This is a genomic window from Campylobacter sp. CNRCH_2014_2452, assembly GCF_025772865.1.
In the GTDB taxonomy this organism is placed as follows: domain Bacteria; phylum Campylobacterota; class Campylobacteria; order Campylobacterales; family Campylobacteraceae; genus Campylobacter_D; species Campylobacter_D lari_D.
In genome coordinates, this window is sequence record NZ_JAKMSX010000009.1 from 1 (window position 1) to 25,533 (window position 25,533).

Consider the following 25,533-nt stretch of genomic DNA (forward strand, 5'->3'; position numbering starts at 1 on the left):
GAACAAAAACCTGAACAAAAACCTGAACAAAAACCTGAACAAAAACCTGAACAAAAACCTGAGCATGATAACTCTCAAATAATAGTCAAGCCTATTATAAAAAACAATGCATATAATACTCAAAATAGCACCATAGGACAAGCATTAAGAAGCATTAGAATGATGGATAACTTAAATGAAAACTATAAAAATTATTTTATTTTACTAGATAATGCAGATAAAAAAATCGTTCAAAGTAGTCTAAAAAGCTTGGAATCAAATGATTATTTATCCAATTCAATCCAATTATTAAACACCTACAGTAATTTCGGACAAAATAACATGCTCTCGACTCTTAATCCAACTTTCATAAATACACCTATGGAGGATATTAGATTAGCTAGTAATACTTATCCGACAAATTTATTATATCAAAGTGATGTAGCCAATTTTAATTTTTATGATAATCAAACATATATCTTCCAAATGGGACCTAGTTTTAAAAAAATATATGGTAATGATTTTCATGGAAGCTCCTATGGACTCAATCTTAGCGTAGGAAAAGAAATTAATTCTTCAATGTTCGCAACGCATTTAAGTACTTCATATTCTAATGTTGATTTTTCAACATCTAATATCAAAACAAAAAACGCAAATTTATCAAGCAATTATATTTTGAATTTAGAAAATTTTAAAATTTTAAGCGGTATTGGCATAGGATTATACTCAAGCAACATGCAAAGATATATACTAAATTCAGATACTTTAAAAGGAACATATAATGGATTGATAACTTCTACCCAATTAGGTGTAGCAAAAGAATTTAGTTATAATAAAAATTTAAATTTAACTCCTTTGGTATATTTTAATTACAATTATTTTCAACAAAATGCATTTAGTGAAAGCGGTGGAATTTTTTCAAAATCTTACGATAGCATAAAACACAACAGCACATCTTTAGTTTTAGGGATTACTTCTTCTTATGTATTACCAAATTTAGATGAAAATAAAAATACTATAACAGGTTCTATATTGTATGAAAAAAGATTAACAGGAAAAAAGATAAGCAATAATGCAAATTTTATTGATTTTAAAAATCAAAAATTTAAACAATACTATGATTTAGATACTAACTTACTCAACATTAACCTTGGACTAAATTTCAAACCAAATAAAACATTCTTTTTTGATATAAAATTATTAAATGAAATTTATAAAAATCAATATAATGTTAATTTGGTGTCAAATTTTGGATTTAATTTTTGATTAAACAACTTAAAAAGGAAAAGAATGCAGATTATAAAATCATTTTTTAAAGGAATTGGAAAAACCATTTCTTATATCAACACTTATTTTAAAACCTTTGTGTTTTTATTTATCGTGTTTTTAATCCTTACTCCAAGCGGGGATAATGCCAAACTTTCTAATGCAAACCTAGCTCAAATTAATCTTAAAGGTGAAATTAGCGATGCGAGCAATCTTTTAGAACAAATTTACAAAGTCAAAGATGATAAAGCTATAAAAGGGGTTTTGCTTTTTATAGATAGCCCTGGTGGAGCTTTTGCACCAAGCATGGAAATAGCTTTAGCTATACAAGATCTTAAAGCTAAAAAACCTGTGGTAGTCTATGCAGGCGGAACTATAGCAAGCGGAAGCTACCTAAGCGCGGTGGGAGCTGATATGATCATCGCTAATCCTGCTAGCTTTGTAGGATCTATTGGGGTAATTATGCAAGGTTTTGAAGTAAGTGAGCTTGCACAAAAACTTGGTATAAATGAGCAAACCATCAAAGCAGGAAGCTATAAAGAAGCAGGAACTTTCATGCGTAAATGGAGTGAAGATGAAAAAAACTTTTTGCAAAATTTAGCCAATCAAAGCTATGAACTTTTCACGCAATTTGTCGCTAAAAATCGCAAGCTAGACTTAAACCAAACAAGCTCATGGGCTGATGCGAAAGTGTTTTTAGCAAATGAGGCTTTAAAATTAAAACTCATTGATAAAATAGGCAATTACGAGCAAGCCAAAAAAGAGTTAGAAAAACTAGCCAAAGTGCAAAACCCTATCTGGCAAAAAGAAGATGCTATAGATAAGTTTTTAAAACGATTAGAAGAGCAAAGTGCTAGCTTTTTTGCTAACACTTTAGCGCAATTTTTCACACAAGTAAGCTCACAAAAAATTTATTAAGATTTAATAATCTCATAAAACCCATAAGTATCATTTTCTAAAAAGCCTTTGTATAAAGGCTTTAGCTTTAAATCTAACTTAACATTTTCAAAGGTATTTAAATTCGAGTTTGAAAAAATCAAAAGCATGTCTAGCTCATCTTTAAAGGCTTTTAAAAAATTCTCCCCACCCTCATACATGATGAGCTTTGCTTCACTAGGAATACTTGTAAAAATTTCTCTTTTAGGTACGCTAAATAAAGGAATGTTTGGATCAAAACTTTCTAAATTTTGATGGCTTAGTATGCATAAATTTGGTGCTTTAGCTTGAACTAACCTTGCATCTAAAATAGGCCTATCATACCTTATAGTTTCTCCACCTACTACTAGCAAATCAAGCTTTGAGCGCAATGCATGAGCGTAAGTTCTACTTGCTTTAGAACTTACGATTTTGCCATAAGCAGAGCCATTTAAAGAAAGAGCTAGTTTAAAAATTTTAAAACTTGATTTTTGCCATTTTAAAAAAGGCTTTAAAAGCTCTTTGGCTCTTTGCTCACAAATTCCCATGTGAACTTTTATGCCCTGATCTTTTAAAAACTCTGCCCCACCACTTGCAAGCTTATGCTCATCCTTAGTAGCGATAAAAACTTCACTAAAACCAAGTGTGCTAAAAAGCTTTGCACAAGGTGGGGTTTTACCCTGATGATTACAAGGTTCTAAACTCACATAAGCACTAGCGCCTTTTAACAACCCCTGATGATTTTTGCAAATAAACTCATGCAAATCGTTTGCATTTTGTGGTAAATCTAAATTTGGATTAAGCACTTTTAAGGCTTTACTCACTGCTTCAAGCTCTGCATGAGCCTTACCTGCTTCTTTATGCGCTTCTATACTTAAGATTTTGCCATTTTTATCTAAGATCACACAGCCTACGGCTGGGTTTGGGTAGGTTAAAAGTTGATATTTCCAAGCTTTATCTATAGCTAAATTCATATAAAATTCGTGATTCATATTACTTCCTAAAAAGGTAAAGGTGCAAAAAATACCTTAAGCTTTACATGTTCATCGCAAGCTTTTAAAAAACCTTGTGCTAAAAACTTAATATCTTTAGTTTTTAATTTCTCTCTTAAGTCAAAAGTTCTCTCACATAGAGGATAAATAAGATAAATTTCCTTTATCTCGTATTTATTTGCATAAGCAAACATTTGGTATAAATCGCTTTGCGATATGCCATGCTTTTTCTCATCTTCACTATCATCTGGAATTTTCCATTTGGCATCCAAGATCATTTTATTTTCTATATATAAATCAGGCTTTAACATAAAACATTTTTCATCATTTTTTGAGATTAAATACTTTCCACTACTTTGGGTTTTTATATTTTCACTAGGATTAGCAAGTTTAAACATATAAGCCACATAGTTTTCAAAAAGTTTTTCCATAGGAAAAAGTAAAGCAAAGGCTTCGTTTTTGCCTTTATATGGAGCAAAACTTTGATTTTGCAAAAATATCTTACACCAAGAAAGTATATTTTCATAATAATCAAAATGTCTTGAAATTTTAAAACTAAAATCTTTTTCATAATTTGTAGAAAATTCTACCTCATCAAGCATTTGCATAGCTTTGATGATTTTAAATTTATTCAAGCTTGTTTTGGATTTTAAAAAATTTAATGTTGATTTTATCAAACGATTTGGTGCTATGTCTAAAACAAATTCATCGCTACTTGTGAAAAATCTTTCTATGTGTATTAAATTTGATTTTATATGCTCATTGAATAGTAATTTTCCTTTTAAGAAAGCTCTGTTTTCTTCGCTACTTACATAAGATCTCATCAAACCTTTTTTATACACACTATCAAATTCATCTAAAAACATCGTAATAAACACTTCAAACAAAGGTATTTTAGCAATTTGCAAAGATGAAATTTGAGACTTTTTAAAGGGAGAATTTTTTAAGGTTTTTAGCATGTTGATTAAAAGAATACTAGGATCATTTTTAAGATCTTCTTCACTAGAATCATCATTTTTAGAGATATTTTCTAATTCGTAGTATTTTTTTAATTTTTCTTTATCATAATTTGAGGATTTATCTTCTTTTTTATAGCTATCCAAATTCGTACATTTTGGCAAGATTTCTAAAACACCGTTTTTAGTCTGTATAATGCCGACATAATTTTTAGCTTTTAAGGTATTTTTGTTTTTAAAGCCTAGAAGACTTTCATTGTTTTTTGCGAAGTCTTCTAGCTCTTTATAAAATATTTCAGCTTTTTCTTTGAAAATTTCTTTTAAATCTTCTTTAGAAAAATCTTGGTATTCGATGATAGAAAAGGTGTTATTCATTTTCGTTTTTTGTTTTATTTGTTATTTTATCATCATATATTGCTTGATATGTTTTTATATCGTTCCAAATTTCATCATCAAATGGAGCGATAGTATAAATATTTCTCTCATTATCAACATTATATAAATTCTTTATTTTTTGAATATATATATCATCTTTTTTATCTTCAAAAATCATACCATTATCATTTAAAACTGCATTTATCAAAGCATAATCATTGTAAAAATACTCTTGCAATAGCGGGATAATTTTATTTTGAAAAATACTTTTTAATTTTGAAATACTCAAAACATACCAATCTTCTTTATATTTACCTGGTTTGATCCAATTATTTTTATCAAATTTAACAGCTTCACTTATAAAAAATGCATGCCCTATCGTTTTTTCTCTATCTAATAAAAACTCAATTCTCTTGTTTATACTTATCAAGATTTTTTGAAGTATTTCTGCATCGCCTTCTGTTTTACGATCATCGCCCAAATAATCTTCATCTTTATTTGGATTTTCAACATTTTTACACACAAATATATTATAAAGCAAATTAGGTTTAGGCATCATCTCTACAAATTCAAAGCGTCTTCGCAAAGCTGTATCAAGAGAAGTTATGCTTCTATCAGCTGTATTCATAGTGCCGATGATATAAACATTTTTAGGCACTCCAAATTTTTCACCGCTACAAGACAAAGTAACTTTTAATCCCTCGCTTTCACCTATTCTTTTGCTAGGTTCTATTAAAGTGATAAGCTCACCAAAAATCTTACTTACATTTCCACGATTAATCTCATCTATGATGATTATGTAAGGTTTTAGAGAATTATCGTTGTTTTTCTTGTTTTCATTCTTTGCGGTTGATTGTTTTTCATATGCTTTAAATTTTTTCACTAAATTAAAATAATAAGTATGAGTTCTATCGGTATAGTCTCTATCAAATACTTTTTTAAACATTTCAGCAGCATTATTAAATTCATCTTTATGTTTTAATAACTCCGTAAATATAGATATACTTAAATTAAAATTTCCATCAAATCTCTCTACTCCTTCACTATAAATCATAACCGTTTTATCATTGATATCAACAACAAAGAAATTTCCACCCTTTGTTTTACTAATAGGCTCATTTGTTTCCAAAAGCCAATTTAAAAAATTTTCAACTTTTTCCTTTAATTCCATTTTTTTATTTAACTCATCTGTATTTAAGATACTATTCTCATAATTATCTAAAGCTTTTTCACAAAGTTCTTTAAAAATTCCCTTTTCTATTTTATATTTTACTTCTTGAAAATTTTCCGCTGTTTTATTGATATCAGGCTTTATACCTTCTACAAATTCTTCATATCCATAGCTTTGATGAAAAGTAGTAAAAACTATTTGCCCTTTTTTTACATATTCATCAAATAATTCTTTTCTATTTTTTCTATCATCTTTGCTTGGAATTTGTATTTTTTCTACTTTTGATATAATCTCTAAAGTCTTATCTATCGTATGATAAGTTTTTCCTGTCCCTGGAGGCCCATAAAGAATTTGATTTAAATGTGGATTTTGATTTTCAAAATTTAATTGTTGATTTTGTATTTTATTGCTTTCATTAATTTCAAAATCACTTTCATTTAAAGAATTAAAATAACTCATCATTTCTAAAAAATCTTTTACTAATTTATCTTTTTCGTTTAAATTATAGGTAAAATTAAACTTTTGCAGATATCCTTCATGCTCCATTTTATCTACTGCTAAACATCTAGATTTGTTTATATTATTATCTGGAAAATCAAAATATATTTTCAAATGTTTTTTATTATCAAAATATCCACTATATCCTATAAATATATAAATACCTTTTTTGGCAGTAAATTTTTCACTATTAATGTAATTTTTATTTAGCAATTCTTTTCTAACAAATATAATCCATGCATCTTTACTTAAAGTTCCACCTGAATTTCCTATTTGTTGTTTAAAAAGATAATTGTATTTTTCTTTAAGAAATTTCAAATTACTTTCAATTATTTTACAGGTAGTTCCTTTGCTGCTGATCTTTCCATTTTTAGTTTTTTTATTTCTATCAATACAATCATCTACCTGCTTTATTAATTCATCTATTGCTTTTATAAAATTTTCTCTTTCCTCATTAGAAAATTCAATCATGATAAAACCTTCCTAATCCACAATTGCAAAAAATTTACAATTTTTATAATATCTATGAAAATATTCTCCATCTTTGTGCATATTTTTTAAATAACCAAAAATAGGAATTTTCCATTTATAACCTCGACTTTTTGTATGAAATTCATCTATTAACTTATCATCTTGATAAACATACACACTCATGCCACCATTTTTTACAACCGCTTCTTTAAACTCATCGCTATCTTTTGGAAAATGATAATACACATTGCCATTTTTGTCTGCTTTACTGATTTTATAATCATATCTATTTTCAAGCATTATACGCCTTTTTATTTTCGTATTTAAATTTAATTATACAAAAGATGAGTAAAAATTTAGATTTCTAAATTTTTACCATTGTATGAAAGTTTTAGCTTTTCTTATGTCGCTAAAATTTAAAGTAGTTTTTTCTTGAGTTTCTAAATTTTCTAAAGTGATATTTTCATCATCTACGGCGATAATTTTTGCTTCGATTTTTTCTTTTTCACTAGTTGTGATTTTTACAAGTTCGTTAATGCTTTTTGCAAAATGCTCGATTTTACTAAGTTTTCTTTCAAGCCCACAGCTTGATACTTCTAAAAAATACTCTCCACCCACAGGTGGCTCTACATCAAAAATAGGTGATAAAATCTCACTAAGCTTAGCACAATCATCAAGATTTACTCCACCTTCTTTTTGTACATAAATTCTATAAATCTTTCTACCATTTTCACTTACTAGCTCATCATCATAAAAGCTAAGCCCTGCTTCTTTACAAAGTGCTTCAAGATTCATTTTGTTCCTTTTTGATTTTTTCAAATAAAGCATCCATATGGTTTTGATACTCTAATCTATCATCAAATTTAAAGTGAAAATTCGGACATCTATACCACCCTTGCTCACTCATGCAATAATTTTGCAAAGCACGGGCGGCTTTTTTGAGTTGATTGAGTATGATTTCTTGCTCTTGGGTATTAAAAAACATTTTATCTAGATACACAAAAGCATCATATCTGCCTTTTTTACACTCCACATCTACTACGCACAAATTTTTTAAAGCTTCGTTGTCTAAATTTGCTAAAGCTTCTGGTATAAGTTCTTTTAAAATGCTTTCTGTGCGTAGCTTTTTGATTTCGGCTGGGTTCATAGGCTTACTTGTTCCTCAACTTCTTTATAACTTTCTATATAATCCCCCACTCTCATATCATTACAACCTTCTATGCCTACACCGCATTCATAGCCTTTTGCAACTTCTCTTACATCATCTTTAAAGCGTTTGAGCGAGCTTACATTACCTTCAAATACCACAACCCCATCTCTAATAAGCCTGATTTTCGCACCACGATTGATCGTGCCTTCTGTCACCATACAACCTGCGATTTGGCCTAATTTTGGTACATTGATCACTTGGCGAATTTCAGCTTGACCAAGTTGTTCTTCAGAGATGATAGGACTCATCATACCACCTAGTAAGGCTTTTACATCATCAAGCAAGTTATAAATAACATTATAAGTTTTTATCTCTACGCCTTTATCTTTAGCGCGTTCTTTGATCTCACCAGTTGGGCGTATATTAAAACCTAAAACAATAGAATTTTCACTCGCACTTGCAAGCTCTATATCACTTTGAGTAATCCCACCTACCCCACTATGGATGATATTAACCTTAATCTCATCGTTTTTGAGTTTTTCTAAACTAGCCTTAATCGCTTCAAGTGAACCTTGCACATCTGCTTTTAAGATCACAGGAAGGGCTTTTAAATTGCCTTCTTTGATTTTTGCACCAAGCTCATCTATGCTTACTTTAGTAGATTTACTTAGTTCTTTTTGGCGGTTGTATTCATGGCGTTTATTAGCATATTCTCTTGCTTGCTTATCACTATCTACGGCTATTAGAGTTTCTCCTGCATCAGCTACTTCACTAAGACCTATGATCACTCCGCACTCACCTGGGCCTATTTCTTTTAAAGCTTTGCCTTGATCATCACTCATAGCACGCACTTTACCATAAGCTTCCCCTGCTACGACTGTATTTCCTACTCTTAAAGTACCATTTTGCACGATGATAGTAGCCACAGGACCTCTACCTTTTTGCACTGAAGATTCTATAATACTTGCTTTAGCATGGGCTTTTGGATTTGCTTTAAGCTCTAAAATATCAGCTTGTAATAATACAATTTCAAGTAAATCCTCTACACCATCACCCTTTTTAGCTGAAACTGGCACAAATTCATGGCTTCCACCCCATTCTACTGGCATGATGTCCATTTCTGCTAGTTGGGTTTTTACCATGTCAGGATTTGCGTTTTCTTTATCCATTTTATTAATAGCAATGATGATAGGCACATTAGCTGCTTTTGCATGATTGATCGCCTCTTTAGTTTGTGGTTTTACCCCATCATCTGCAGCTACTACGATAATAACAATATCCGTTATACTAGCTCCCCTTGCACGCATAGCAGTAAATGCCTCATGGCCTGGAGTATCGATAAAAGTGATTTTTCTACCATTTTTTTCCACCATATAAGCGCCCACATGCTGAGTAATCCCACCTGCTTCGCCACTTGCAATGCGTGATTTTCTTATATAATCAAGCAAAGAAGTCTTACCATGATCAACATGCCCCATAATAGTAATAACCGGAGCTCTTTGGCTTAAATTTTCTTCTGTTTGATTTTCATCATAATCTTTTACATAATCAAACTCATCAGCCTCATCAATGATATTAATCTCCACTCCAAATTCAGCAGCAAGAATTTCTATAGCATCCTCATCTAAAAAGTCATTTTTAGTTGTCATCATACCAAGCATGAAAAGTTTAGAGATAACTTCTCCGGTGTTTTTACCAAGTTTTTCAGCAAATTCATACACACGAATTTCTTTAGGTATGCTTACACTTGTTATAGCTTCACTTTCTTTTTTCTCTACCTTTTTAGGTGGTTTTTTACGACTTCTTCTTTGTATACCACCCTCGCCAAATGGGTTGATAGAGTTATTTAAAGATTGCTTTAAAATATTTGGTTGTTTTTTGTTTGCTGGTTGTGCTGGTTTGTTTTCTTTTACACTAAAATCAGGTAAAACTACCATATCGTCATCTTCTAAAGAAATATCAGCAAAGTCTTTATCTCCTAAAAGATCCATTTTAGTAGTGTTTTCTTTTTTACTTGCTACAGGATGATTTTTCTTTTCTTTTTTCTTTCTTTTTAAATTCTCATCTGAATTTGAAAAAATCATACTAAGGCTCAAACCTTGAGTATTTTGTATATTAGATTTTTCTTCATTGTTTATTTGGTTTTCTTTACTTTCTTCTTTTTTCTTTTTAACGATAACTAAACCTCTTCTTTTAGCTAAATTTAAATTAGAGCCTAGTTTTTCATCGAATTTAATTTCTTCTTTTTTTTCTTCTAATGCTTCATTTTTAATAGGATTTTCAGGTTGCTTTTCTTCTTTTTTACTTTCTTCTTTCTTTTCATTTGTTGTTTTAACAGGAGTTTTTGTTTCTTTTTTAGTAGTTTTTTTCTCTTCTTTTTTACTTTCTTCTTTTTTAGTAGTAGTTTTTTTAGTCGCACTTTCTTTTTTAGGTTTGGCCACTTTTTTTACCACATCTAGTATTTCGCCTGATTGCACATATTGATAAATCGCTTCTGCGATTTCAGAAGATACTTTTTTGTTAGGGGATTTTATATCCTCTAAGCCTATTTCATTGGCTTTTTCTATAATTTCTTTACTAGTATATCCTAACTCTTGAGCGATTTCGCTAATCTTTACATCTGTCATTAAAAAATATCTCCTTTAAATCCTGCTGATTTATACTACCATAAAAATTGCCTTTGCAAGCTCTCATAAAAGCCTTTTGCAATATTTTTTCATCTTTTTCAAAACATGGATTACAAATATATAAACTCCTACCAAATTCCACTTTAGTGATAATTTGAGAATTTTTTATTTGAAATTGATGCAAACTTTGCTTTTCATAACGACCTTTGCAAACAATGCACATTCTAATGGGTATATGGTTTTTCAAAATTATATCTTTTTTTTGGAATTTTTAGCAAATTTTAAAGCCCTCATCATCAAATTCTAAAAGCTCAACTCTAAATTTAGCAAATTTATTTTTGATTTTTTCTTTGATTTGTTTAGCATCATCTTTATAAGCTAGAGTGAAAAAACTCGAACCTGAGCCTGAAAGCGTACTCATGAGAGCATTATTATCTAAAGCTAATTTTTGTACTTCAAAAAGCTCAGGTAAAAGTTTCATTCTTTGATTTTGATGAAGTTTGTCTAAACTTGCATATTTCAACATGTCATATTTTTTTTCTAAAAAACAAGCTGTTAAAAATGAAGCATGACAAAGATTAAAAACAGCATCTTCTAGATTAATTTTTTTAGCTAAAACTGTTCTTGATTTTTGAGTATTCATCGCTACATTTGGTATAATTATAACAGCTTGTAAGTCTTTATCTACTTCTTTTTTTATAGCTAAGACTTTTTGATTGTGATTTAATGCACACACAAAACCTCCAAGAGCTGCTGGAGCTATGTTATCTGGATGATTTTCATATTTTAAAGCTTCATTTAAAATGATATTTTTATCTGCTTTAAATCCGCTTAATTCATAAGCACAAGCAATAGCTCCAATTATTACAGCAGAAGAACTTCCCATACCTCTTGCTAAAGGGATATTATTTTGAAAAACAAAACGAAAATTATCTTTTTTACCGCTAAGTCTTTGATAAATTTCATAAAAAATATTAACAAAAGTATTATTTTTTTTAAGATAGATATTATTTTCACCTTCTCCATGTATGTTAATACTAAAAAATTTAGATTTTTCAACTATAGTTTGATTAAAATGTTTTAAACTCAAGCCCAAACAATCAAAACCAGGACCTAAATTTGCACTTGTCGCAGGAACTAAAATTTTCATTTTTTACCTTAATTAATTGCATCTAAAACATAAAAAGGTGTATTTTCTTTGCTTAAATTTAAACCTTTTAAACTTTGAGGCATAAAAAAACTTCCTGCTTGTGTCTTCTCTAAAATAATTTCACCATTGTCTTTTTTTACAAAACATAAATGTTTGTTTGCAGGTATAGGAGTGTTGTTATTTAACTCAAAAGCACCGATTGCTTTTAAAGGAATGTTTTTGACTATGGCTAATGTCTCAAAAGAAACATAAGAAATCTTTATACCCATGTAAGAACCTGGCCCATGTACATAAATAAGCTTTTCAAACTCATATTGTGAAAGTAATTCTTGCAATATTTTTGGTAAAACCTCGCTAACTTTTAAATCACTTTCAATGGTATTTAACAATAAATCATTTTCATAAATACCAAGCATTAAAGGTTTTGCTATGGCATTTAAAAGCAAAGTAACCTTTTTTATGCAAAAACCTTTTCGTAAACCTTATGTGTGCTTTTTTCTAAGCTTACCACTTCATAGGTACTAGGATCTTTTAAAAGTTCTTTAGTTAAAAGATGATTAAGCTTGTGTGAACCTGCATAAGAAGTATAATCTCCAAAAACTCTACATCCAAGCAAGGTTAAATCCCCAATAGCGTCTAAAATTTTATGACGCACAAATTCATCCTTAAAGCGCAAACCTTCAGGATTTAAAATACGATTATCATCAACCACAACAGCATTTTCTAGGCTTCCACCAAGACCTAAATTCATAGCTCTTAAAGCTTGAACATCTTTTAAAAATCCAAAAGTTCTTGCTCTTGCTATTTGCTCTATGTAGTTTTGTTTGCTAAATTCAAAACAATAATTTTGTTTGCCTATAATAGGATTATCAAATTCGATTGTATAGTTTATAATAGGCATATCCGTAGGACTTAAACGCACAAATTTATTGCCTTCTTTTACTTCTACACTTTTTTTAATCACTAAAATTTTTTTTGCCGCATCAAGCTCTTTTATACCTGCTTCTTCAAGCATCATACAAAAACCTATACTGCTACCATCCATTACAGGAGCTTCGTTTGCGTCTAAAACTATACGCACATTATCAATACCATAAGCATTAATTGCGCTCATTAAATGTTCTATAGTAGAAACATAACCCCTATGATCGCCTATTACAGTAGCCATTTGTGTATCGATGACATTTTCAGGCTTTGCTTCATAAGAAATTCCCAAATCACTTCTATAAAACACTATACCACTACCAGCTTCTAATGGCTCTAATTTTATACTAATAGGCTCACCCTTGTGCAAACCTATACCAACACCTTTAACTTCTTTTGCTATTGTTGTTTGATTCATTTTTATTCACTCAAAATTCTTTTTTTGCTTGATTCTAATACATTATAGATATTTTCTTTTATCCATTTTGCATCTTGCCATTGCTCAGGACGCACTTCAACACCTTGCACCAAAACACCAAAATGCACATGATCTCCAAGCGCTAAGCCTGTAGTGCCTGTAGTGCCTATAACATCACCTGCTCTAACTCTATCGCCCACATTTACATCCACATTAGTGCAATGTCCATAAAGAGTATAAATCCCAAAACCATGATAAATAATAATATTTAGTCCATAAATTCCATTTTCTTGTACAAATACCACTTCACCATCATTATTGCTAATGATAGGCGCTTCTTTTACACTTGCTAAATCAAGTCCCATATGATAAGAACTACTAAATGCTTGATTATTATAAGAATAAAATCTATGATCAGCATAATCAGCTACTTTTTGGCCATTTTTTAAAGGCTTGAAAAGATTAACTTTAAAATTATTAATCATAGTATCAGGAACTTTACTCGTAATATCATGAATGATAACTTCATTAGAAGCTCTTAAGTCCTCATTAACAAATTTAAATTTTTCAAGCCTGCTTAACTCTCTATCTTTTGGAGCATATTTTTGTGCTAAAAATTCAATCTTTCCATCTAAAAATCTATCACTTACTTTTATATTTGATACACGGTATTTTTTATTGGTAAAATAATATCTAATTCTTTGCTTGTTTACATTACCTGCTTTATCTACTGCCACTACATAAGCTCTAAAATGCTCATCAGTTGCCTCCCAAGGAATCAAAGCAGCATAATATCCTTCTTTCACATAAGGAGTTGCTTTAAAAATTTTATCTTTATCAGTTGTGATATAAACTTCTTGTAAATTCTCATCACTTGCTTTAAATACCACACTACCTACTCCACCTTGTTCGATTTGATAAGAATTGTCTAAAATTTCTACAAATGGTTTTTTGGTATCAATGATAACTTTCACTTCTTTAAGCGCTTGATTTCCTAAAAAGAAATTCCAAAAACTACTATCACTTGCTTCTATTACAAGCTTATAAGAATCAACATTTTCTTTATAAGCTGGTTTTGGTAGTTTTAAATCAAAATGGACACTTTTTTTATTACCTTTAACATGTTCATTAACAAGCATTTCACCATTTAATTCATTTGCTTTAAATAGTGTGACTTTAACATCTTTTAAAACGCTTTCATCGCTTATTTCTATAGATATAGGATCTGTTAAATTGCTATAAATAATATCTGATTTTGTTTGGATTAATGGAGGATTTTTTTCAAACAGCTTTGTATTTAACACAAAAACCCCAAAGACTAAAAGTATTAAAAAAACTAGAAAAATCCATTTTTTATTTGATCTTTTACGCGTAAAAACCATATTCTCCACTTTCATTGTATAATTTTTGTAAAAATATATTATGCTTTAGCAAATTAAGAGTAAATTATAAAAAATTTTACAAAATTTCTCTTAACTTATTTGCACTTTTAATCCAAGCTTCAAGTTCATTTATATCACATTTTTCTATCATTTTTTTACACTCTTGTAATTCTTTTTGAAATAAATCAATAGAATTTAATAAATTTTGTTTGTTTTGTTCAAAAATACCGCTCCACATTTGAGGGTTTGACTTAGCAATCCTGCACATATCTTTAAAAGAAGGGCCTCCTAGATGGGCTATATTTTTTTTATTTTCTTCTTTCATCACAAAATTTGCCAAAGAAAAACTAATCACATGCGGTAAGTGTGAAATGATAGAAGCATGATGATCATGCGCGATACTATCCATAAATACAAGCTTCATTCCTAAATCTGAAAAAATTTCTATAGCCCTTTTTTGATGAATATGATCAGCATTTTGCACATCGCACAAAACACAAACTGCATTTTTATACAAGTCTTTTATAGCTGCATTTGGACCACTATTTTCAGTTCCTGCCATAGGGTGAGCTGCGATAAATTGACTTTGTAAATCAGATGGTAAATTTTTAATAATTTCTTCTTTTGTACTTCCAAGCTCAATGATAGTGCAATCTTTAGAAATATCTTGAAATTCTTTTAAAATTTTTACAATAGCTCTTACAGGGATAGCTAAAAAAATCACATCACATTTTTTTAACTCTTCAAATGAAACAATTTTATCTATTAATTTTCGCTCTAGCGCGATTTGTTCAAATTCTTTGTTTATATCATATCCGCAAACTAAATCTATTAATTTATTCTCTCTTAAGCTAAGGCCCAAAGATCCACCTATTAAGCCAAGTCCGATTATACCTACTTTCATAAATTTTCCTTAAAAAGCATTAGTTAAAAATATTTTGGTATTATAACGATTTTGTATATAAAAATTTAGGTAAAATGATGAAAAAATGGTTTGTTTTCTTTGCACTCTCAAGTTCTTTATGTGCAGCTACGATTAAAGATATAAAATTTGAAGGCTTATCGCAACTTTCTAAAGAAAGTGCTATTGCGATTTCTAAATTAAAAATAGGACAAAAAATCGATCCTGCTAGTATAGACATAGCGATTAAAAACCTTTTTGATAGAAATTATTTTAAAGATATAGTAGTAGAAGAAAAAAATGGGGTGCTAACTTTTAAAGTAATAGAAAAACCTTCCATTGGAAAAATAGATATTCAAGGTATAGCAAGTAACGATAGAAAACAAATAGAAAGCCTTGTTGGTTTAAAACCTGGAATTTTATATGATGAAAATTCAGCTAAAGACGCAGCTGAAAAAATCAAACTTTTTTATCAAGCCAAAGGTTTTTATGATACTGTTGTAGAAATCAAAGATGAAAAATTAAGTAATTCAAGCTCATTAAAACTTACTTTTGTTGTAAATCGTGGGGAAAATATCATCATAGAAAAAGTACATTTAAGTGGTGCAAAAAATTTAAGTTATTCAGATATTGAACCTGCGGTAGCAAATAAACAAAGAGAAGCCCTAGGCTGGATGTGGGGCTTTAACGATGGTAAGCTTAAAATCTTTGATCTTGCAAATGATAGCTCAAGAATTTCAGATGTATATTTAAAAGAAGGTTATCTTGATGTGAGCGTATCTCCTGCTTTTTTAAATACTTATACAGATACTTATCAAGCTGATTTAACTTATTTTATCAACGAGGGTGAGGTTTATAAAGTTAAAGGGATTAAAATTTTTAATCCTATTTTTAGTGATGAAGAAAATGAAGCTTTAGTAAATGATTTAAAATTAAGTGTTGGAAAAATAGTTAATATAGAAAAACTAAGAGAAGATATAAAAACTATAGAAACAAAGACAGCTGATTTGGGTTATGCTTTTGTACAGGTTATACCTGATATACAAAAAGATAAAGAAAACCATGAAGCTATGATTATTTTTAAAGTCATACCTAATGAAAAAGTATATGTTAGAAATGTTGAAATTTCAGGTAATACTAAAACAGTTGATAGGGTTATTCGTAGAGAGCTTTATCTAACCGAAGGCAATCTTTATAATAGAACTGATTTAATAGACTCAAGAAATGCTCTAAGAAGAACTGCATATTTTGAAAATGTAGATATTAAAGAACAAAGAGTAGATGATACACATATTGATTTGATAGTAGAAGTCAAAGAAGCTTCAACTGGAGCTATTTCAGGTGGTATTGGTTATGGAACTAGTGATGGAATTTTACTTAGTGCTTCATTATCTGATGCAAATATCTTAGGCTCTGGCATGAAGGGAAGTGTAAGTATAGACAAAGGCGATGATACACTTTCAGGTAGAATATCTTTAAGAAATCCTAGAGTAAATGATAGTGATTATTCTCTTGGAGGATCATTATATTCAGATCGTTTAGAATGGGATAGTTATGATGAGAGAAACTATGGTTTTGATATAAGTGTTGGTAAAACTTTGGGAAGATATACAAGTATAGATTTAACTTACAATCTTGAGCAAAGTGATATTTATCATTTGAGTGATCGCTTAATCGCTCAAGGATATAAACTTGGTAAAACTTACAAAAGCTCTATCACTCCTTCAATAGTATTTAACAATACAGATGATTATTATCTACCAAGATCAGGTTTTATCGCTTCAACCTCACTTGAATATGCAGGCTTAGGTGGAGATCAAGAATTTATAAGCTCTACTACTAAATTTAATTATTATCAAGGCTTAGAAGAATTTATAGGTTGGGATTTGATTTATCGCTATAAAGCAAGTTTTTATAAGGTATGGGATCAAGGTTATTTACCTATCAATGAAAAATTATACCTTGGAGGCATAGGAACTATTAGAGGTTTTGATAGAAGAAGCGTGAGTCCTAAAAACAAATGGGGTGATGAAACAGGTGGTACAGTGGCTTTTGCAAATTCTGTAGAGCTTAGTTTTCCAATCTTTGATAGAATCAAACTAAGAGGAAGTGTGTTTTTTGACTATGGTGCCATAGGTGAGAGTTCTTTAAGTCAAATTCAAAGATGGAGCACAGGTGTTGGCTTTGAGTGGCTAACCCCACTAGGTGCTTTAAATTTAGTTTTTGCTAAACCATTTAACACCAATTCAAAAGACGACTTAAGCAAATTCGAGTTTATGTTGGGTGCAAGATTTTAAAAATACTAAAATCTTGCTATAATTTTGAAATTTTATTTTAGGTAGAGATAATGAATTTTTTAGATATTTTTTCTAGCATAAGACGCAAACAAGCCGCTCCAAGCGAAGCTCCAAATCACTGGGTAAAATGTAATTCTTGTCATGCGTTAATGTATTATAAAGAAATAGAAACTTGTTATAATGTTTGTCCTAAATGTAATTTTCATATGAGATTAAATCCTTTAAAACGCATCGAGCTACTTAGTGATGAAGATACTTTTGTAGAAATGGATAAAGATTTACATGCGATTGATCCGCTTAAATTTGTTGATAGTAAATCATATAAAAAAAGATTGGCAGAAAATGAAGAAAAAACAGGAAGAAAAAGCGCTATAATAAGTGGCGAGTGCAATATAGATGGCATTAAAACTCAATTAGTTGTTTTTGATTTTTCTTTCATGGGTGGAAGTTTGGGCTCAGTAGAAGGTGAAAAAATTCTTAGAGCTATTGAAAGGGCAATTGAGAAAAAAACTCCTGTTGTTATAGTGAGCGCAAGTGGTGGAGCTAGAATGCAAGAAAGCACTTATTCTTTAATGCAAATGAGCAAAACAAGTGCAGCATTAAAGCTATTATCAGAAGAAAAGCTTCCCTATATTTCTGTCTTAACTGATCCAACTATGGGTGGGGTGAGCGCATCGTTTGCTTGGCTTGGAGATATCATTATGGCTGAACCTGGTGCCCTAGTAGGCTTTGCAGGAGCTAGAGTTATCAAACAAACTATAGGTGCTGATTTACCAGAAGGCTTTCAAAAGGCCGAATTTTTACTTGAACATGGATTGATTGATGCTATTGTAGAAAGAAGTGAACATAAAAAATTTATAGCAGATTTTTTAAGATTTTTTTCTAAAAATTAAAAATGCATATTAATCTTTTAAGCATTCAAAAAAACAATAATAATGAATTTAGTAAAATAGATGAGCACTACACCAAGCTCATCAAAAAATTTTGCAATTTTAATGATATTTGTATTTTTAACAATAAAATTAATTTAGCACAAAATACCAATACCATAGAAGCAAAAAAATCTTATACAAACGCGCTAAATCCTTATAAAAAAGGTTTTTGCATAGCTTTAGATGAAAAGGGTAGAGAGCTTACAAGTGTAGAATTTGCTAAATTATTACAAGATAAAAATGAAATTTCTTTTTTTATAGGTGGCGCTTATGGCCTTGAAAAAGAATTCATCGCACAAATGCATACAAGCATAGCTCTTAGCAAAATGACTTTAGTGCATAAATTTGCTAAAACTATGCTTTTAGAACAAATTTATCGTGCATTTTGCATTAATACAAATCATCCATACCACAAATAGGAGCATTTATGCAAGAGTTAAATCTTGAAGAATTTAAAAATATATTACTTCAAAGACAAAAAGAAATTTTACAAGAACTTCAAGGTAATATAGACAATATCCATGATCTGCAAGATAGTGAACCAAGAGATGAAGTTGATTTACAGCAAATTGACAACAGCTCACATATTGACTTAAAAATCAATGAAAATTTAAAAACAGAATTAGAAGAAATTAAACATTCATTAAGCAAAATAGATAACAATACTTATGGAATTTGTGAGTATTGTGATGAAGATATACATCCTGAAAGACTCAAAGTAAAACCTCACGCAAAATATTGTATAAATTGTCGTGAAAACTTAGAAAAAAGGAAAGAATTATGAAAGTAAAATTATTTTTCTTTGCAAGTTTAGTTTATCTTTTAATCGTAGCAGCCTTAGTTTATAATCTAAATTTGGGAAATTACACTTTCACAATTTCTACTTTTGAGCTAAATTTACCTATCAGCTTGTGGGTAATTTTACCTGCATTTATTTTGATGGTTTTAGCTTTATTGCATATGAGTTTTTATGGCTTTTTAAAACATTTACAATACAAAAATCTTATTAAAGATAGCAAAAATTATGAAAATTTTTTAATTGATGTATTTTTGAAAAAAATAAGCAAAATTAAATTTAAAACTCAAGAATTTCAAGATATAGCCAAAAACACTCAAGCTCTTTATTTTAAAGAAAAAAATCAAAATACAAAAATAGATGATATTATAAATATTTTAGAGCAGTTAGACAAAAAGGAATTTGTGGAATTAAAAAAATACAAACTCGATCCACATAATGAAATTTTCATTTTAAATGAAAAAAATCATTTCCAAAAAGATAGCGACTATGCTTTTTCTTTTATTAAAAATAAAGAAACTCTGACAAATGAATTAGAAAATTTTGCTTATAAAATGGTATTAGATAATGCACCTTATAGCCAAATTAAAACACTAAAAATACAAAAAAATCAAGATGATATTTTATTACTTTTGGATAGATTTGAAAAAGAAAATTTGGAATTAAATCATGCTGAAATCGAAGTTTTGCTTAGCATGAATACCTTAGATGATAAGTCATATTTACAATGCACAAAAATACTTTGTAAAAAATTAGAGCCTCAAATATTAATTGCTTTATTTAAAAAGTTAAAAGATAGTCATTCTCAAGCTTTAAGAGCTTATCTTTATACTTTAGCAGAATTTGGTATGTATGATGAATTGCTTAATGAATTAGGAAATGATCAAAACGAACATAAGGATTTTAGACTCTTGCTCTTTTTAAGAGAACATAATAAAAAAATAGAACTTGAAAAATTTATACAATGATAGATTTTAGTAAAAAGCCTTTGTTTTTAGCTCCTATGGCAGGTTTTTCGGACTTACCTTTGAGAAATTTAGTTAAACAATTTGGAGCTGATGTAACAATTAGTGAGATGATAAGTTCTAATGCTTTAGTGTATGAAAGCTCAAAAACTCTTAAAATGTTAGAAAAAGCTGAACTTGAGAATCCTTATATAGTTCAAATTGCAGGCTCGGATGAAAGTGTGATTCAAAGAGCTGTAGAAATATTAAATCGTTTTGATTTTATAGATGGGATTGATTTTAATTGCGGCTGTCCTGTAAATAAAGTTATAAAACAATGTGCAGGCAGTGCTCTTTTGCAAGATCTTGATAAATTGCAAAGAATTTTAGAACTTATCAAAAAAACAAGCAATAAAAAGCTAACTAGTGTCAAAGTAAGATTAGGGTTTGAAAAAAAAGATCCTATTACCATTGCTAAAGCATGTGAAAATGCTGGGGTAGATTTTATCAGTATGCATGGTCGCACTAGAAAACAAATGTATAGTGGAAATTCTGATTATGAAGCTATAGCTTTAGCTAAAGAAAATATCAAAATTCCTTTAGTTGCAAATGGCGATATTAGCACAGAAAATGCTAAAGAAGTTTTTAAAATAACAAATTGTGATGCATTGATGATAGGGCGTGCAAGCATAGGAAAACCTTGGATATTTCACGAGGTAAAAACTGGCAAAAAAATCGATAAAATTTTAAAAAACAAAATCATCTTTACACATTTTGAAGAAATGCTAAAACATTACAAAGAACAAGGTATAAGCATATTTAGAAAGCACTTACATGAATATTCTAAAGGCTATGAAGATGCTTCAAATTTTAGAGATTGTGTTAATCGCATTAATGATGCAGAAATTATGCGAAAATATATGCAAGAATTTTTCAATAAGGAATGATTTTTGCTTGTAAAATTCTAAGCAATATGAATGAAGAGATACCATAAAACAAGGAAGGTTCATGGCAGCTCATATCAATTCAAAAGGGATTTACAAAGCATTAGGTGGCATTAGAACAAGTGCAAATAATCTAGCAGCACATGCTTCAAAGCTTAACAATCAAAGTTTAAATTTCGAGCAAGTTTTACAACAAACACAACCAAAATGTATAAGCACTTGCTTACAAAGCTCCCAAAAACAACTTGGAAATTTGCTTGAAGATATTAAAAATAGCAAGGAAGCTATTATAAAAAATACACATATTGATAGTGCAAATATCATCGCAAAATTAAGACAAGAGGCTATTATGATGTATGATATTACTCTTAAAAACCCTCTTTAATGATTTTATATAAATTATCAATATATTCATCGCTAAAATGCGATGAATTAAAATTTTCATAAAACCTCACAAGATCTTTAGCTTTAAACTCATAGCCAAAAGCACATTTTTTATGCGCAGGCAAAAAAGCCCTTATCAATACAACATCTTCTTTTATACACTCATCACATAAAAAGCAAATAAAATCCTTATGCAAGCGTCCTTCAAAGCTTAGAATCTTTAAATAAGCATCCACAATCACACGCTTGCAATCTTGTTTTTCAAAACGCTTAGCACAATCTTCTAAAAGCTCAAAATAAAAACTATCAATCTCCTCAACATCTTTTAAATGCCAATAAAAAAGCCTGATAAATTCTTGCCAAAAAAACATTTTTTCTCTATCTAAAACCCAAGAAAATCCAATATGTAAAACATCTTTTAAGCGCGGTAAAAATCTAGAACTTTCTTCAAGTTCAAAATCAATCTTATATCCATTTAGAATATTAGAATGTCTCATTCCGTAAAATCTATAACTTTTAATAACTTTTTTGGCACTTAAAAGATAAACAATCAAATCCTCATCTTTTACGCTCTGAGTGTTCAAAATAAAGCCTTGCATCTATAAAAGCTCTATGCCATAAGCTTGTAAAATTTCATAAGCACTATTTTCTAAAGATTCATTAAAACTTGCAGTAGCGTTTTTATGTAAAATAATTTTAGAATTAGGCGTGGCGCTTTGAGCTAAAATAATATTACTAAATACACAAATATGCGAAACCAAACCACAAAATTCTATACTTTCATAATGATTTTGTTTTAAAAAATTAGCCAATTCTAAACTACCAAAAGCATTCTTATAAAAGATTTTTTTTGCATTTTTTAAATACACATTAAAATCACTTGGCATTTGCCAACCAAAAGTATCTTTAATACAATGATAAATAGGCAGTTTTTTTCCTTCTTGGGTTTTTAAATAATTCTCATCATGCGTATCAAAAGTAAAAACAACATCACCTTGATGATTTTTTAAAAGAGTAAGAATATTATCTTTTATCTTGGTAGCTTTTTCAAAACCTAAGCTACCATCGATAAAATCATTTTGATAATCAACTATAATTAAAAGTTTAGTCATTATCCTTAACCATGAAAAAACTATCCGTGTGGATATTTTCAAATGCAGTTTTTAAGCTCGTAAATAATTTTGGATTTTCTTTTTCTAAATTTGCTAAAAGCTGCTTAGCTTCTTCTCTAGCATGAGGAAATTTTACATTTTTTTCACTTAATTTCATACCAGGACAAAATTCATTACCAATTACTTCTAATTCATTATTAATAGCATTTTCCCTTAATTGTCTTTCTCTTACAAAAATCAAAGGACGGATGACTTCTACACCTCTTTTACTTTTATATTTTGGCGCTAAACTTCTAAGAGCACCATTATAAATGAAATTCATAAAAAAACTCTCTACTGCATCATCTAAATGATGAGCTATGGCTAATTTATTAAAACCATTTTCTAAGGCGTAAGTATATAAAGCACCACGTCTCATTCTTGAAAAATAGCTACAAAAGCTTGAATTTTTTCTAATGGTATCACCTGAAATTTCATAAATATTAGAATCAATAACCTCATGGTCAATACCATGTTCTTTGCAGTGATTATGAAGTTTGGTGTAATCTTCACCCATGCCATAACTTAAAGTTACTGCTTTAAGTTCAAATTTAAAAGGTGCATGTGCTTGCATACGCTTTAAAAGATGAGCTAGGGCTAGAGAGTCTTTCCCGCCACTAAGTCCTAATAAAACTTTATCATTATCTCCTATTAAGGAAAACTTGGCATTTGCTTTTGCAACTTCTCTGATTAGTCTTTTGCTAAGATTTATCATAATTTCTCACAAATTTTTAAAACAAAATTAGCTGAAATTTTAGCGGATTTTTCTACAAACTCATCAAAGTCAAATTCAGCTTTTTCACCTGCCTTATCACTCATTGATCTTAAAACCAAACATGGAATTTTTAAAGCATCACATACCAAAGCCACACTAGCTCCTTCCATTTCACAAGCATCTGCGTTAAAAATTTCTCTAATTTTTGCTTTTTTATTCTCATCACAAATAAATTCATCACCCGTAGCGATAATACCTGATTGTAATTTAACACCAAGTTCTTTAGCGACCTCTATGGCAAGATTATTAAGCTTATCATCTGTTTTTATAAAAATTTCATTACCAGGAACATAACCAAGCGGATGTCCAAAAGCTGTAATATCTAAATCATATTGAGCTAATTTTGTAGCATAGATTAAATCCCCTATTTCCAAACTAGGATTAAAAGCACCAGCCACTCCTGTAAAAAGCATAAGTTCAGCTTTAAATTTTTCTATCATAATAGTTGCGCTAAGAGTGGAATTTACTTTCCCTATCTTAGAATAAGCGATGATTAATTCATGATTTTTGTATTTTGCAATATAATAAGTATTATTTGCATATTCAATTGTTTGATATTCTTTTAATGTTTCGAGTAAAGGAGTAACCTCTTCGGGCATAGCTCCTAAAATAGCTATTTTCATTTAATCACCTTTAGAATTTCATCAATATCTTCTATTTTACTTAAAGCATAAGTTTCTTTTTGAGTGATTTTTTTATTTAAGCCCTTTAACACGCTCGCACCAAATTCTATATAAAAATCCACTTCATTGTCTATTGTTTTAATGCTTTGTTTATAAAGAACAGGCTTTATAAGTTGCTCACTTAAAAGTGTTAAAGCTTGAGTTTTATCACTATATATTTTTGCATTTACATTTGAAACTACACTTTTAAAATCATCTTTTAACACAAGCTCTAGTTCTTTTGTAAGTTTTAAAGACGCATTTTTTAATAATGGACAATGGCTTGCAACACTCATATTCAAAAGCATAGCTCTTTTGGCTCCTGCATTCTTAAACTCACTCTCATAAGAAGCTAAATCAGGCTTTAAGCCCGCTACTACAATCTGTCCTTCACAATTATAATTAGCTGCAAAAATACTTTTTTGCTCACTTAATGCCTTTTGACAAAGTTCTTCTACTGCTTTATCTTCAAGTCCTAAAACCACCATCATACCAGCTTCGATTTTAGAGCAATCCTCCTGCATAAATTGGCCACGCTTGTTAACAAGTGCTATAACACCTAAAAAGTCAAATGCGCCTTGAGTCGCTAAAGCACTAAATTCTCCTAGTGAATGGCCTAAACTATACTTAGCTTCTATACTAGCTTGCTCTTTTAAAGCTTCATAAGCCATTAGTGAGTTTAACACTATGGCCATTTGTGTAAATTCACTTTTATTTAAATTTTCATTTTCCTTAAAAAGCAAATTTTTAAAATCAATTTTACAATAATCACTTGCACAATCTAATAATTCTCTTGCTTTAAGTGAATTCTCATAAAAACTAAGCCCCATACCAACACTTTGAGAGCCTTGGCCTGGGAAAATAAATGCACTATTCATTAGTGTCCACCGCAGCAACCGCCACCACCATGTCCGTGGCCACCACAACATCCACCACCACCATGTCCGTGATGATGATCATGATGATGTCCTCCACCACCACATCCACAACTTCTGCTACCTGCAATAATTCCTGTTAAAATTTCATCTTCACTTGCAGATCTAACATCTACAATATTAATTGAAAATAACAAGTCTTTTCCTGCGTAAGCATGATTATAATCAATAGTAACTTCATTCTCAGTAATTTCTCTAACAATTACTCTTACTGTATTACCATCTTCGCCTTCGCCAAAAAGCTCCATACCAACTTGCAAATCAATCCCTGCAAATTGTTCTTTTGGTAAAGTTTGCAATGCATTTGCATCATATTCACCCAAAGCATTTTCTTTTTTTATCACAATATCGGCATTACATGGGGCATCAAGTTTTTGAATTTCTTCTTCTAGTCCTTCTAAAATTTGACCCTTACCCAAAATAAAAGAAATAGGTTCAGCATAAATATTTGATTCTAAAACTTCATTTGTGTTTGCATCTTTTAACTCATAAAACATTGAAACTACACTATTTTTTTCTATAGCCATTTTATCTCCTT

At 29.8% G+C, this 25,533-nt stretch carries 28 protein-coding genes; 9 read left to right on the forward strand and 19 right to left on the reverse strand.

Annotation, left to right across the window (positions count from 1 at the left end; translation table 11 throughout):
* The coding region (locus tag L8X38_RS06800; RefSeq protein WP_263661628.1) for an autotransporter domain-containing protein at window positions 1–1,245 on the forward strand (1,245 nt) is incomplete at its 5' end.
* 24 nt (window positions 1,246–1,269) lie between these two features.
* Window positions 1,270–2,163, forward strand: a complete 894-nt coding sequence (gene sppA, locus L8X38_RS06805) for a signal peptide peptidase SppA (protein WP_133319634.1) — start codon at window positions 1,270–1,272, stop codon at window positions 2,161–2,163.
* On the opposite strand, the gene ribD is transcribed toward sppA, so the two are convergent.
* The 13 genes from ribD to L8X38_RS06870 form a co-directional block, all read right to left on the reverse strand.
* A complete protein-coding gene (gene ribD, locus L8X38_RS06810; protein WP_263661629.1) occupies window positions 2,160–3,152 on the reverse strand; it encodes a bifunctional diaminohydroxyphosphoribosylaminopyrimidine deaminase/5-amino-6-(5-phosphoribosylamino)uracil reductase RibD in 993 nt (330 codons plus the stop codon). The two genes, sppA and ribD, sit on opposite strands and share 4 nt — an antisense overlap.
* 8 nt (window positions 3,153–3,160) lie before the next feature.
* Window positions 3,161–4,483, reverse strand: coding sequence for an McrC family protein (locus L8X38_RS06815; protein WP_263661630.1), 1,323 nt, complete (start codon window positions 4,481–4,483; stop codon window positions 3,161–3,163).
* Window positions 4,476–6,623 carry an McrB family protein gene (locus L8X38_RS06820; protein WP_263661631.1) on the reverse strand — a complete coding sequence of 716 codons (2,148 nt, stop codon included), beginning with the start codon at window positions 6,621–6,623 and terminating at the stop codon, window positions 4,476–4,478. The genes L8X38_RS06815 and L8X38_RS06820 overlap by 8 nt, the downstream gene beginning before the upstream one ends.
* Before the next feature lie 12 nt (window positions 6,624–6,635).
* A complete protein-coding gene (locus tag L8X38_RS06825; protein ID WP_263661632.1) occupies window positions 6,636–6,923 on the reverse strand; it encodes a hypothetical protein in 288 nt (95 codons plus the stop codon).
* 72 nt (window positions 6,924–6,995) lie between these two features.
* Complete coding sequence (rimP, locus tag L8X38_RS06830) at window positions 6,996–7,418, reverse strand: ribosome maturation factor RimP (protein WP_133319638.1); 423 nt, start codon at window positions 7,416–7,418, stop codon at window positions 6,996–6,998.
* Window positions 7,408–7,770 carry a 30S ribosome-binding factor RbfA gene (gene rbfA / locus L8X38_RS06835; protein ID WP_039617407.1) on the reverse strand — a complete coding sequence of 121 codons (363 nt, stop codon included), beginning with the start codon at window positions 7,768–7,770 and terminating at the stop codon, window positions 7,408–7,410. Before rbfA ends, rimP begins: the two co-directional genes overlap by 11 nt.
* Entirely contained in the window at window positions 7,767–10,400 is a 2,634-nt protein-coding gene (gene infB, locus L8X38_RS06840) for a translation initiation factor IF-2 (protein WP_263661633.1), read from the reverse strand. Before infB ends, rbfA begins: the two co-directional genes overlap by 4 nt.
* Window positions 10,381–10,647, reverse strand: coding sequence for a DUF448 domain-containing protein (locus tag L8X38_RS06845; RefSeq protein WP_263661634.1), 267 nt, complete (start codon window positions 10,645–10,647; stop codon window positions 10,381–10,383). Before L8X38_RS06845 ends, infB begins: the two co-directional genes overlap by 20 nt.
* A gap of 24 nt (window positions 10,648–10,671) precedes the next feature.
* Window positions 10,672–11,550, reverse strand: coding sequence for a homoserine kinase (gene thrB, locus L8X38_RS06850; RefSeq protein WP_263661635.1), 879 nt, complete (start codon window positions 11,548–11,550; stop codon window positions 10,672–10,674).
* Window positions 11,551–11,558: 8 nt separating this feature from the next.
* Window positions 11,559–11,966, reverse strand: a complete 408-nt coding sequence (locus L8X38_RS06855) for a tRNA threonylcarbamoyladenosine biosynthesis protein TsaB (protein ID WP_263661653.1) — start codon at window positions 11,964–11,966, stop codon at window positions 11,559–11,561.
* A gap of 41 nt (window positions 11,967–12,007) precedes the next feature.
* Complete coding sequence (gene lpxC / locus L8X38_RS06860; protein ID WP_263661636.1) at window positions 12,008–12,892, reverse strand: UDP-3-O-acyl-N-acetylglucosamine deacetylase; 885 nt, start codon at window positions 12,890–12,892, stop codon at window positions 12,008–12,010.
* Window positions 12,893–12,894: 2 nt separating this feature from the next.
* The gene (locus L8X38_RS06865; protein ID WP_263661637.1) at window positions 12,895–14,274 is read right to left on the reverse strand and encodes a M23 family metallopeptidase; all 1,380 of its coding nucleotides are present in this window, start codon (window positions 14,272–14,274) and stop codon (window positions 12,895–12,897) included.
* A 76-nt stretch (window positions 14,275–14,350) separates the two neighbouring features.
* Window positions 14,351–15,178 carry a prephenate dehydrogenase gene (locus tag L8X38_RS06870; protein ID WP_263659726.1) on the reverse strand — a complete coding sequence of 276 codons (828 nt, stop codon included), beginning with the start codon at window positions 15,176–15,178 and terminating at the stop codon, window positions 14,351–14,353.
* Between the two features lie 77 nt (window positions 15,179–15,255).
* Between L8X38_RS06870 and bamA the strand changes: the two genes are divergently transcribed.
* The 7 genes from bamA (at window position 15,256) to L8X38_RS06905 (ending at window position 21,473) form a co-directional block, all read left to right on the forward strand.
* Window positions 15,256–17,472: an outer membrane protein assembly factor BamA gene (gene bamA, locus L8X38_RS06875; RefSeq protein ID WP_263661638.1), complete on the forward strand. Its 2,217-nt coding sequence runs from the start codon at window positions 15,256–15,258 to the stop codon at window positions 17,470–17,472.
* Window positions 17,473–17,522: 50 nt separating this feature from the next.
* The gene (gene accD / locus L8X38_RS06880) at window positions 17,523–18,365 is read left to right on the forward strand and encodes an acetyl-CoA carboxylase, carboxyltransferase subunit beta (protein ID WP_263661639.1); all 843 of its coding nucleotides are present in this window, start codon (window positions 17,523–17,525) and stop codon (window positions 18,363–18,365) included.
* Between the two features lie 2 nt (window positions 18,366–18,367).
* Entirely contained in the window at window positions 18,368–18,823 is a 456-nt protein-coding gene (locus tag L8X38_RS06885; protein ID WP_220566494.1) for a 23S rRNA (pseudouridine(1915)-N(3))-methyltransferase RlmH, read from the forward strand.
* Window positions 18,824–18,831: 8 nt separating this feature from the next.
* On the forward strand, window positions 18,832–19,188 hold the full coding sequence (dksA, locus tag L8X38_RS06890; RefSeq protein WP_133319649.1) for an RNA polymerase-binding protein DksA: 357 nt from the start codon (window positions 18,832–18,834) through the stop codon (window positions 19,186–19,188).
* A complete protein-coding gene (locus L8X38_RS06895; protein WP_263661640.1) occupies window positions 19,185–20,168 on the forward strand; it encodes a hypothetical protein in 984 nt (327 codons plus the stop codon). The genes dksA and L8X38_RS06895 overlap by 4 nt, the downstream gene beginning before the upstream one ends.
* Entirely contained in the window at window positions 20,165–21,091 is a 927-nt protein-coding gene (locus L8X38_RS06900) for a tRNA dihydrouridine synthase (protein ID WP_220566496.1), read from the forward strand. The genes L8X38_RS06895 and L8X38_RS06900 overlap by 4 nt, the downstream gene beginning before the upstream one ends.
* Window positions 21,092–21,152: 61 nt before the next feature.
* Window positions 21,153–21,473 carry a hypothetical protein gene (locus tag L8X38_RS06905; protein ID WP_039617382.1) on the forward strand — a complete coding sequence of 107 codons (321 nt, stop codon included), beginning with the start codon at window positions 21,153–21,155 and terminating at the stop codon, window positions 21,471–21,473.
* Here the strand turns inward: L8X38_RS06905 and recO are convergent.
* From recO to L8X38_RS06935, 6 genes are read right to left on the reverse strand one after another with little or no spacing between them, the layout of a single operon-like run.
* A complete protein-coding gene (gene recO, locus L8X38_RS06910) occupies window positions 21,457–22,071 on the reverse strand; it encodes a recombination protein RecO (RefSeq protein WP_263661641.1) in 615 nt (204 codons plus the stop codon). The two genes, L8X38_RS06905 and recO, sit on opposite strands and share 17 nt — an antisense overlap.
* Entirely contained in the window at window positions 22,072–22,584 is a 513-nt protein-coding gene (locus tag L8X38_RS06915; protein ID WP_133319654.1) for a cysteine hydrolase family protein, read from the reverse strand. It lies immediately after the preceding gene.
* Window positions 22,577–23,338: an ATP-binding protein gene (locus tag L8X38_RS06920; protein ID WP_039627820.1), complete on the reverse strand. Its 762-nt coding sequence runs from the start codon at window positions 23,336–23,338 to the stop codon at window positions 22,577–22,579. The genes L8X38_RS06915 and L8X38_RS06920 overlap by 8 nt, the downstream gene beginning before the upstream one ends.
* Window positions 23,335–24,021 (reverse strand): 5'-methylthioadenosine/adenosylhomocysteine nucleosidase, encoded by a 687-nt coding sequence (locus L8X38_RS06925; protein ID WP_133319656.1) that lies wholly within the window; start codon window positions 24,019–24,021, stop codon window positions 23,335–23,337. Before L8X38_RS06925 ends, L8X38_RS06920 begins: the two co-directional genes overlap by 4 nt.
* Window positions 24,018–24,938: an ACP S-malonyltransferase gene (gene fabD, locus L8X38_RS06930; protein WP_263661642.1), complete on the reverse strand. Its 921-nt coding sequence runs from the start codon at window positions 24,936–24,938 to the stop codon at window positions 24,018–24,020. Before fabD ends, L8X38_RS06925 begins: the two co-directional genes overlap by 4 nt.
* Window positions 24,938–25,522 (reverse strand): FKBP-type peptidyl-prolyl cis-trans isomerase, encoded by a 585-nt coding sequence (locus L8X38_RS06935; RefSeq protein WP_263661643.1) that lies wholly within the window; start codon window positions 25,520–25,522, stop codon window positions 24,938–24,940. Before L8X38_RS06935 ends, fabD begins: the two co-directional genes overlap by 1 nt.
* Window positions 25,523–25,533: the final 11 nt, after the last annotated feature.

Bases quoted from the DNA above. Each gene is read 5' to 3' on its own strand.
- sppA (WP_133319634.1), top strand. From the start codon at position 1,270: ATGCAGATTATAAAATCATTTTTTAAAGGAATTGGAAAAACCATTTCT.
- ribD (WP_263661629.1), bottom strand. From the start codon at position 3,152: ATGAATCACGAATTTTATATGAATTTAGCTATAGATAAAGCTTGGAAA.
- L8X38_RS06815 (WP_263661630.1), bottom strand. From the start codon at position 4,483: ATGAATAACACCTTTTCTATCATCGAATACCAAGATTTTTCTAAAGAA.
- L8X38_RS06820 (WP_263661631.1), bottom strand. From the start codon at position 6,623: ATGATTGAATTTTCTAATGAGGAAAGAGAAAATTTTATAAAAGCAATA.
- L8X38_RS06825 (WP_263661632.1), bottom strand. From the start codon at position 6,923: ATGCTTGAAAATAGATATGATTATAAAATCAGTAAAGCAGACAAAAAT.
- rimP (WP_133319638.1), bottom strand. From the start codon at position 7,418: ATGAATCTTGAAGCACTTTGTAAAGAAGCAGGGCTTAGCTTTTATGAT.
- rbfA (WP_039617407.1), bottom strand. From the start codon at position 7,770: ATGAACCCAGCCGAAATCAAAAAGCTACGCACAGAAAGCATTTTAAAA.
- infB (WP_263661633.1), bottom strand. From the start codon at position 10,400: ATGACAGATGTAAAGATTAGCGAAATCGCTCAAGAGTTAGGATATACT.
- thrB (WP_263661635.1), bottom strand. From the start codon at position 11,550: ATGAAAATTTTAGTTCCTGCGACAAGTGCAAATTTAGGTCCTGGTTTT.
- L8X38_RS06855 (WP_263661653.1), bottom strand. From the start codon at position 11,966: ATGCTTGGTATTTATGAAAATGATTTATTGTTAAATACCATTGAAAGT.
- lpxC (WP_263661636.1), bottom strand. From the start codon at position 12,892: ATGAATCAAACAACAATAGCAAAAGAAGTTAAAGGTGTTGGTATAGGT.
- L8X38_RS06865 (WP_263661637.1), bottom strand. From the start codon at position 14,274: ATGGTTTTTACGCGTAAAAGATCAAATAAAAAATGGATTTTTCTAGTT.
- L8X38_RS06870 (WP_263659726.1), bottom strand. From the start codon at position 15,178: ATGAAAGTAGGTATAATCGGACTTGGCTTAATAGGTGGATCTTTGGGC.
- bamA (WP_263661638.1), top strand. From the start codon at position 15,256: ATGAAAAAATGGTTTGTTTTCTTTGCACTCTCAAGTTCTTTATGTGCA.
- accD (WP_263661639.1), top strand. From the start codon at position 17,523: ATGAATTTTTTAGATATTTTTTCTAGCATAAGACGCAAACAAGCCGCT.
- L8X38_RS06885 (WP_220566494.1), top strand. From the start codon at position 18,368: ATGCATATTAATCTTTTAAGCATTCAAAAAAACAATAATAATGAATTT.
- dksA (WP_133319649.1), top strand. From the start codon at position 18,832: ATGCAAGAGTTAAATCTTGAAGAATTTAAAAATATATTACTTCAAAGA.
- L8X38_RS06895 (WP_263661640.1), top strand. From the start codon at position 19,185: ATGAAAGTAAAATTATTTTTCTTTGCAAGTTTAGTTTATCTTTTAATC.
- L8X38_RS06900 (WP_220566496.1), top strand. From the start codon at position 20,165: ATGATAGATTTTAGTAAAAAGCCTTTGTTTTTAGCTCCTATGGCAGGT.
- L8X38_RS06905 (WP_039617382.1), top strand. From the start codon at position 21,153: ATGGCAGCTCATATCAATTCAAAAGGGATTTACAAAGCATTAGGTGGC.
- recO (WP_263661641.1), bottom strand. From the start codon at position 22,071: ATGCAAGGCTTTATTTTGAACACTCAGAGCGTAAAAGATGAGGATTTG.
- L8X38_RS06915 (WP_133319654.1), bottom strand. From the start codon at position 22,584: ATGACTAAACTTTTAATTATAGTTGATTATCAAAATGATTTTATCGAT.
- L8X38_RS06920 (WP_039627820.1), bottom strand. From the start codon at position 23,338: ATGATAAATCTTAGCAAAAGACTAATCAGAGAAGTTGCAAAAGCAAAT.
- L8X38_RS06925 (WP_133319656.1), bottom strand. From the start codon at position 24,021: ATGAAAATAGCTATTTTAGGAGCTATGCCCGAAGAGGTTACTCCTTTA.
- fabD (WP_263661642.1), bottom strand. From the start codon at position 24,938: ATGAATAGTGCATTTATTTTCCCAGGCCAAGGCTCTCAAAGTGTTGGT.
- L8X38_RS06935 (WP_263661643.1), bottom strand. From the start codon at position 25,522: ATGGCTATAGAAAAAAATAGTGTAGTTTCAATGTTTTATGAGTTAAAA.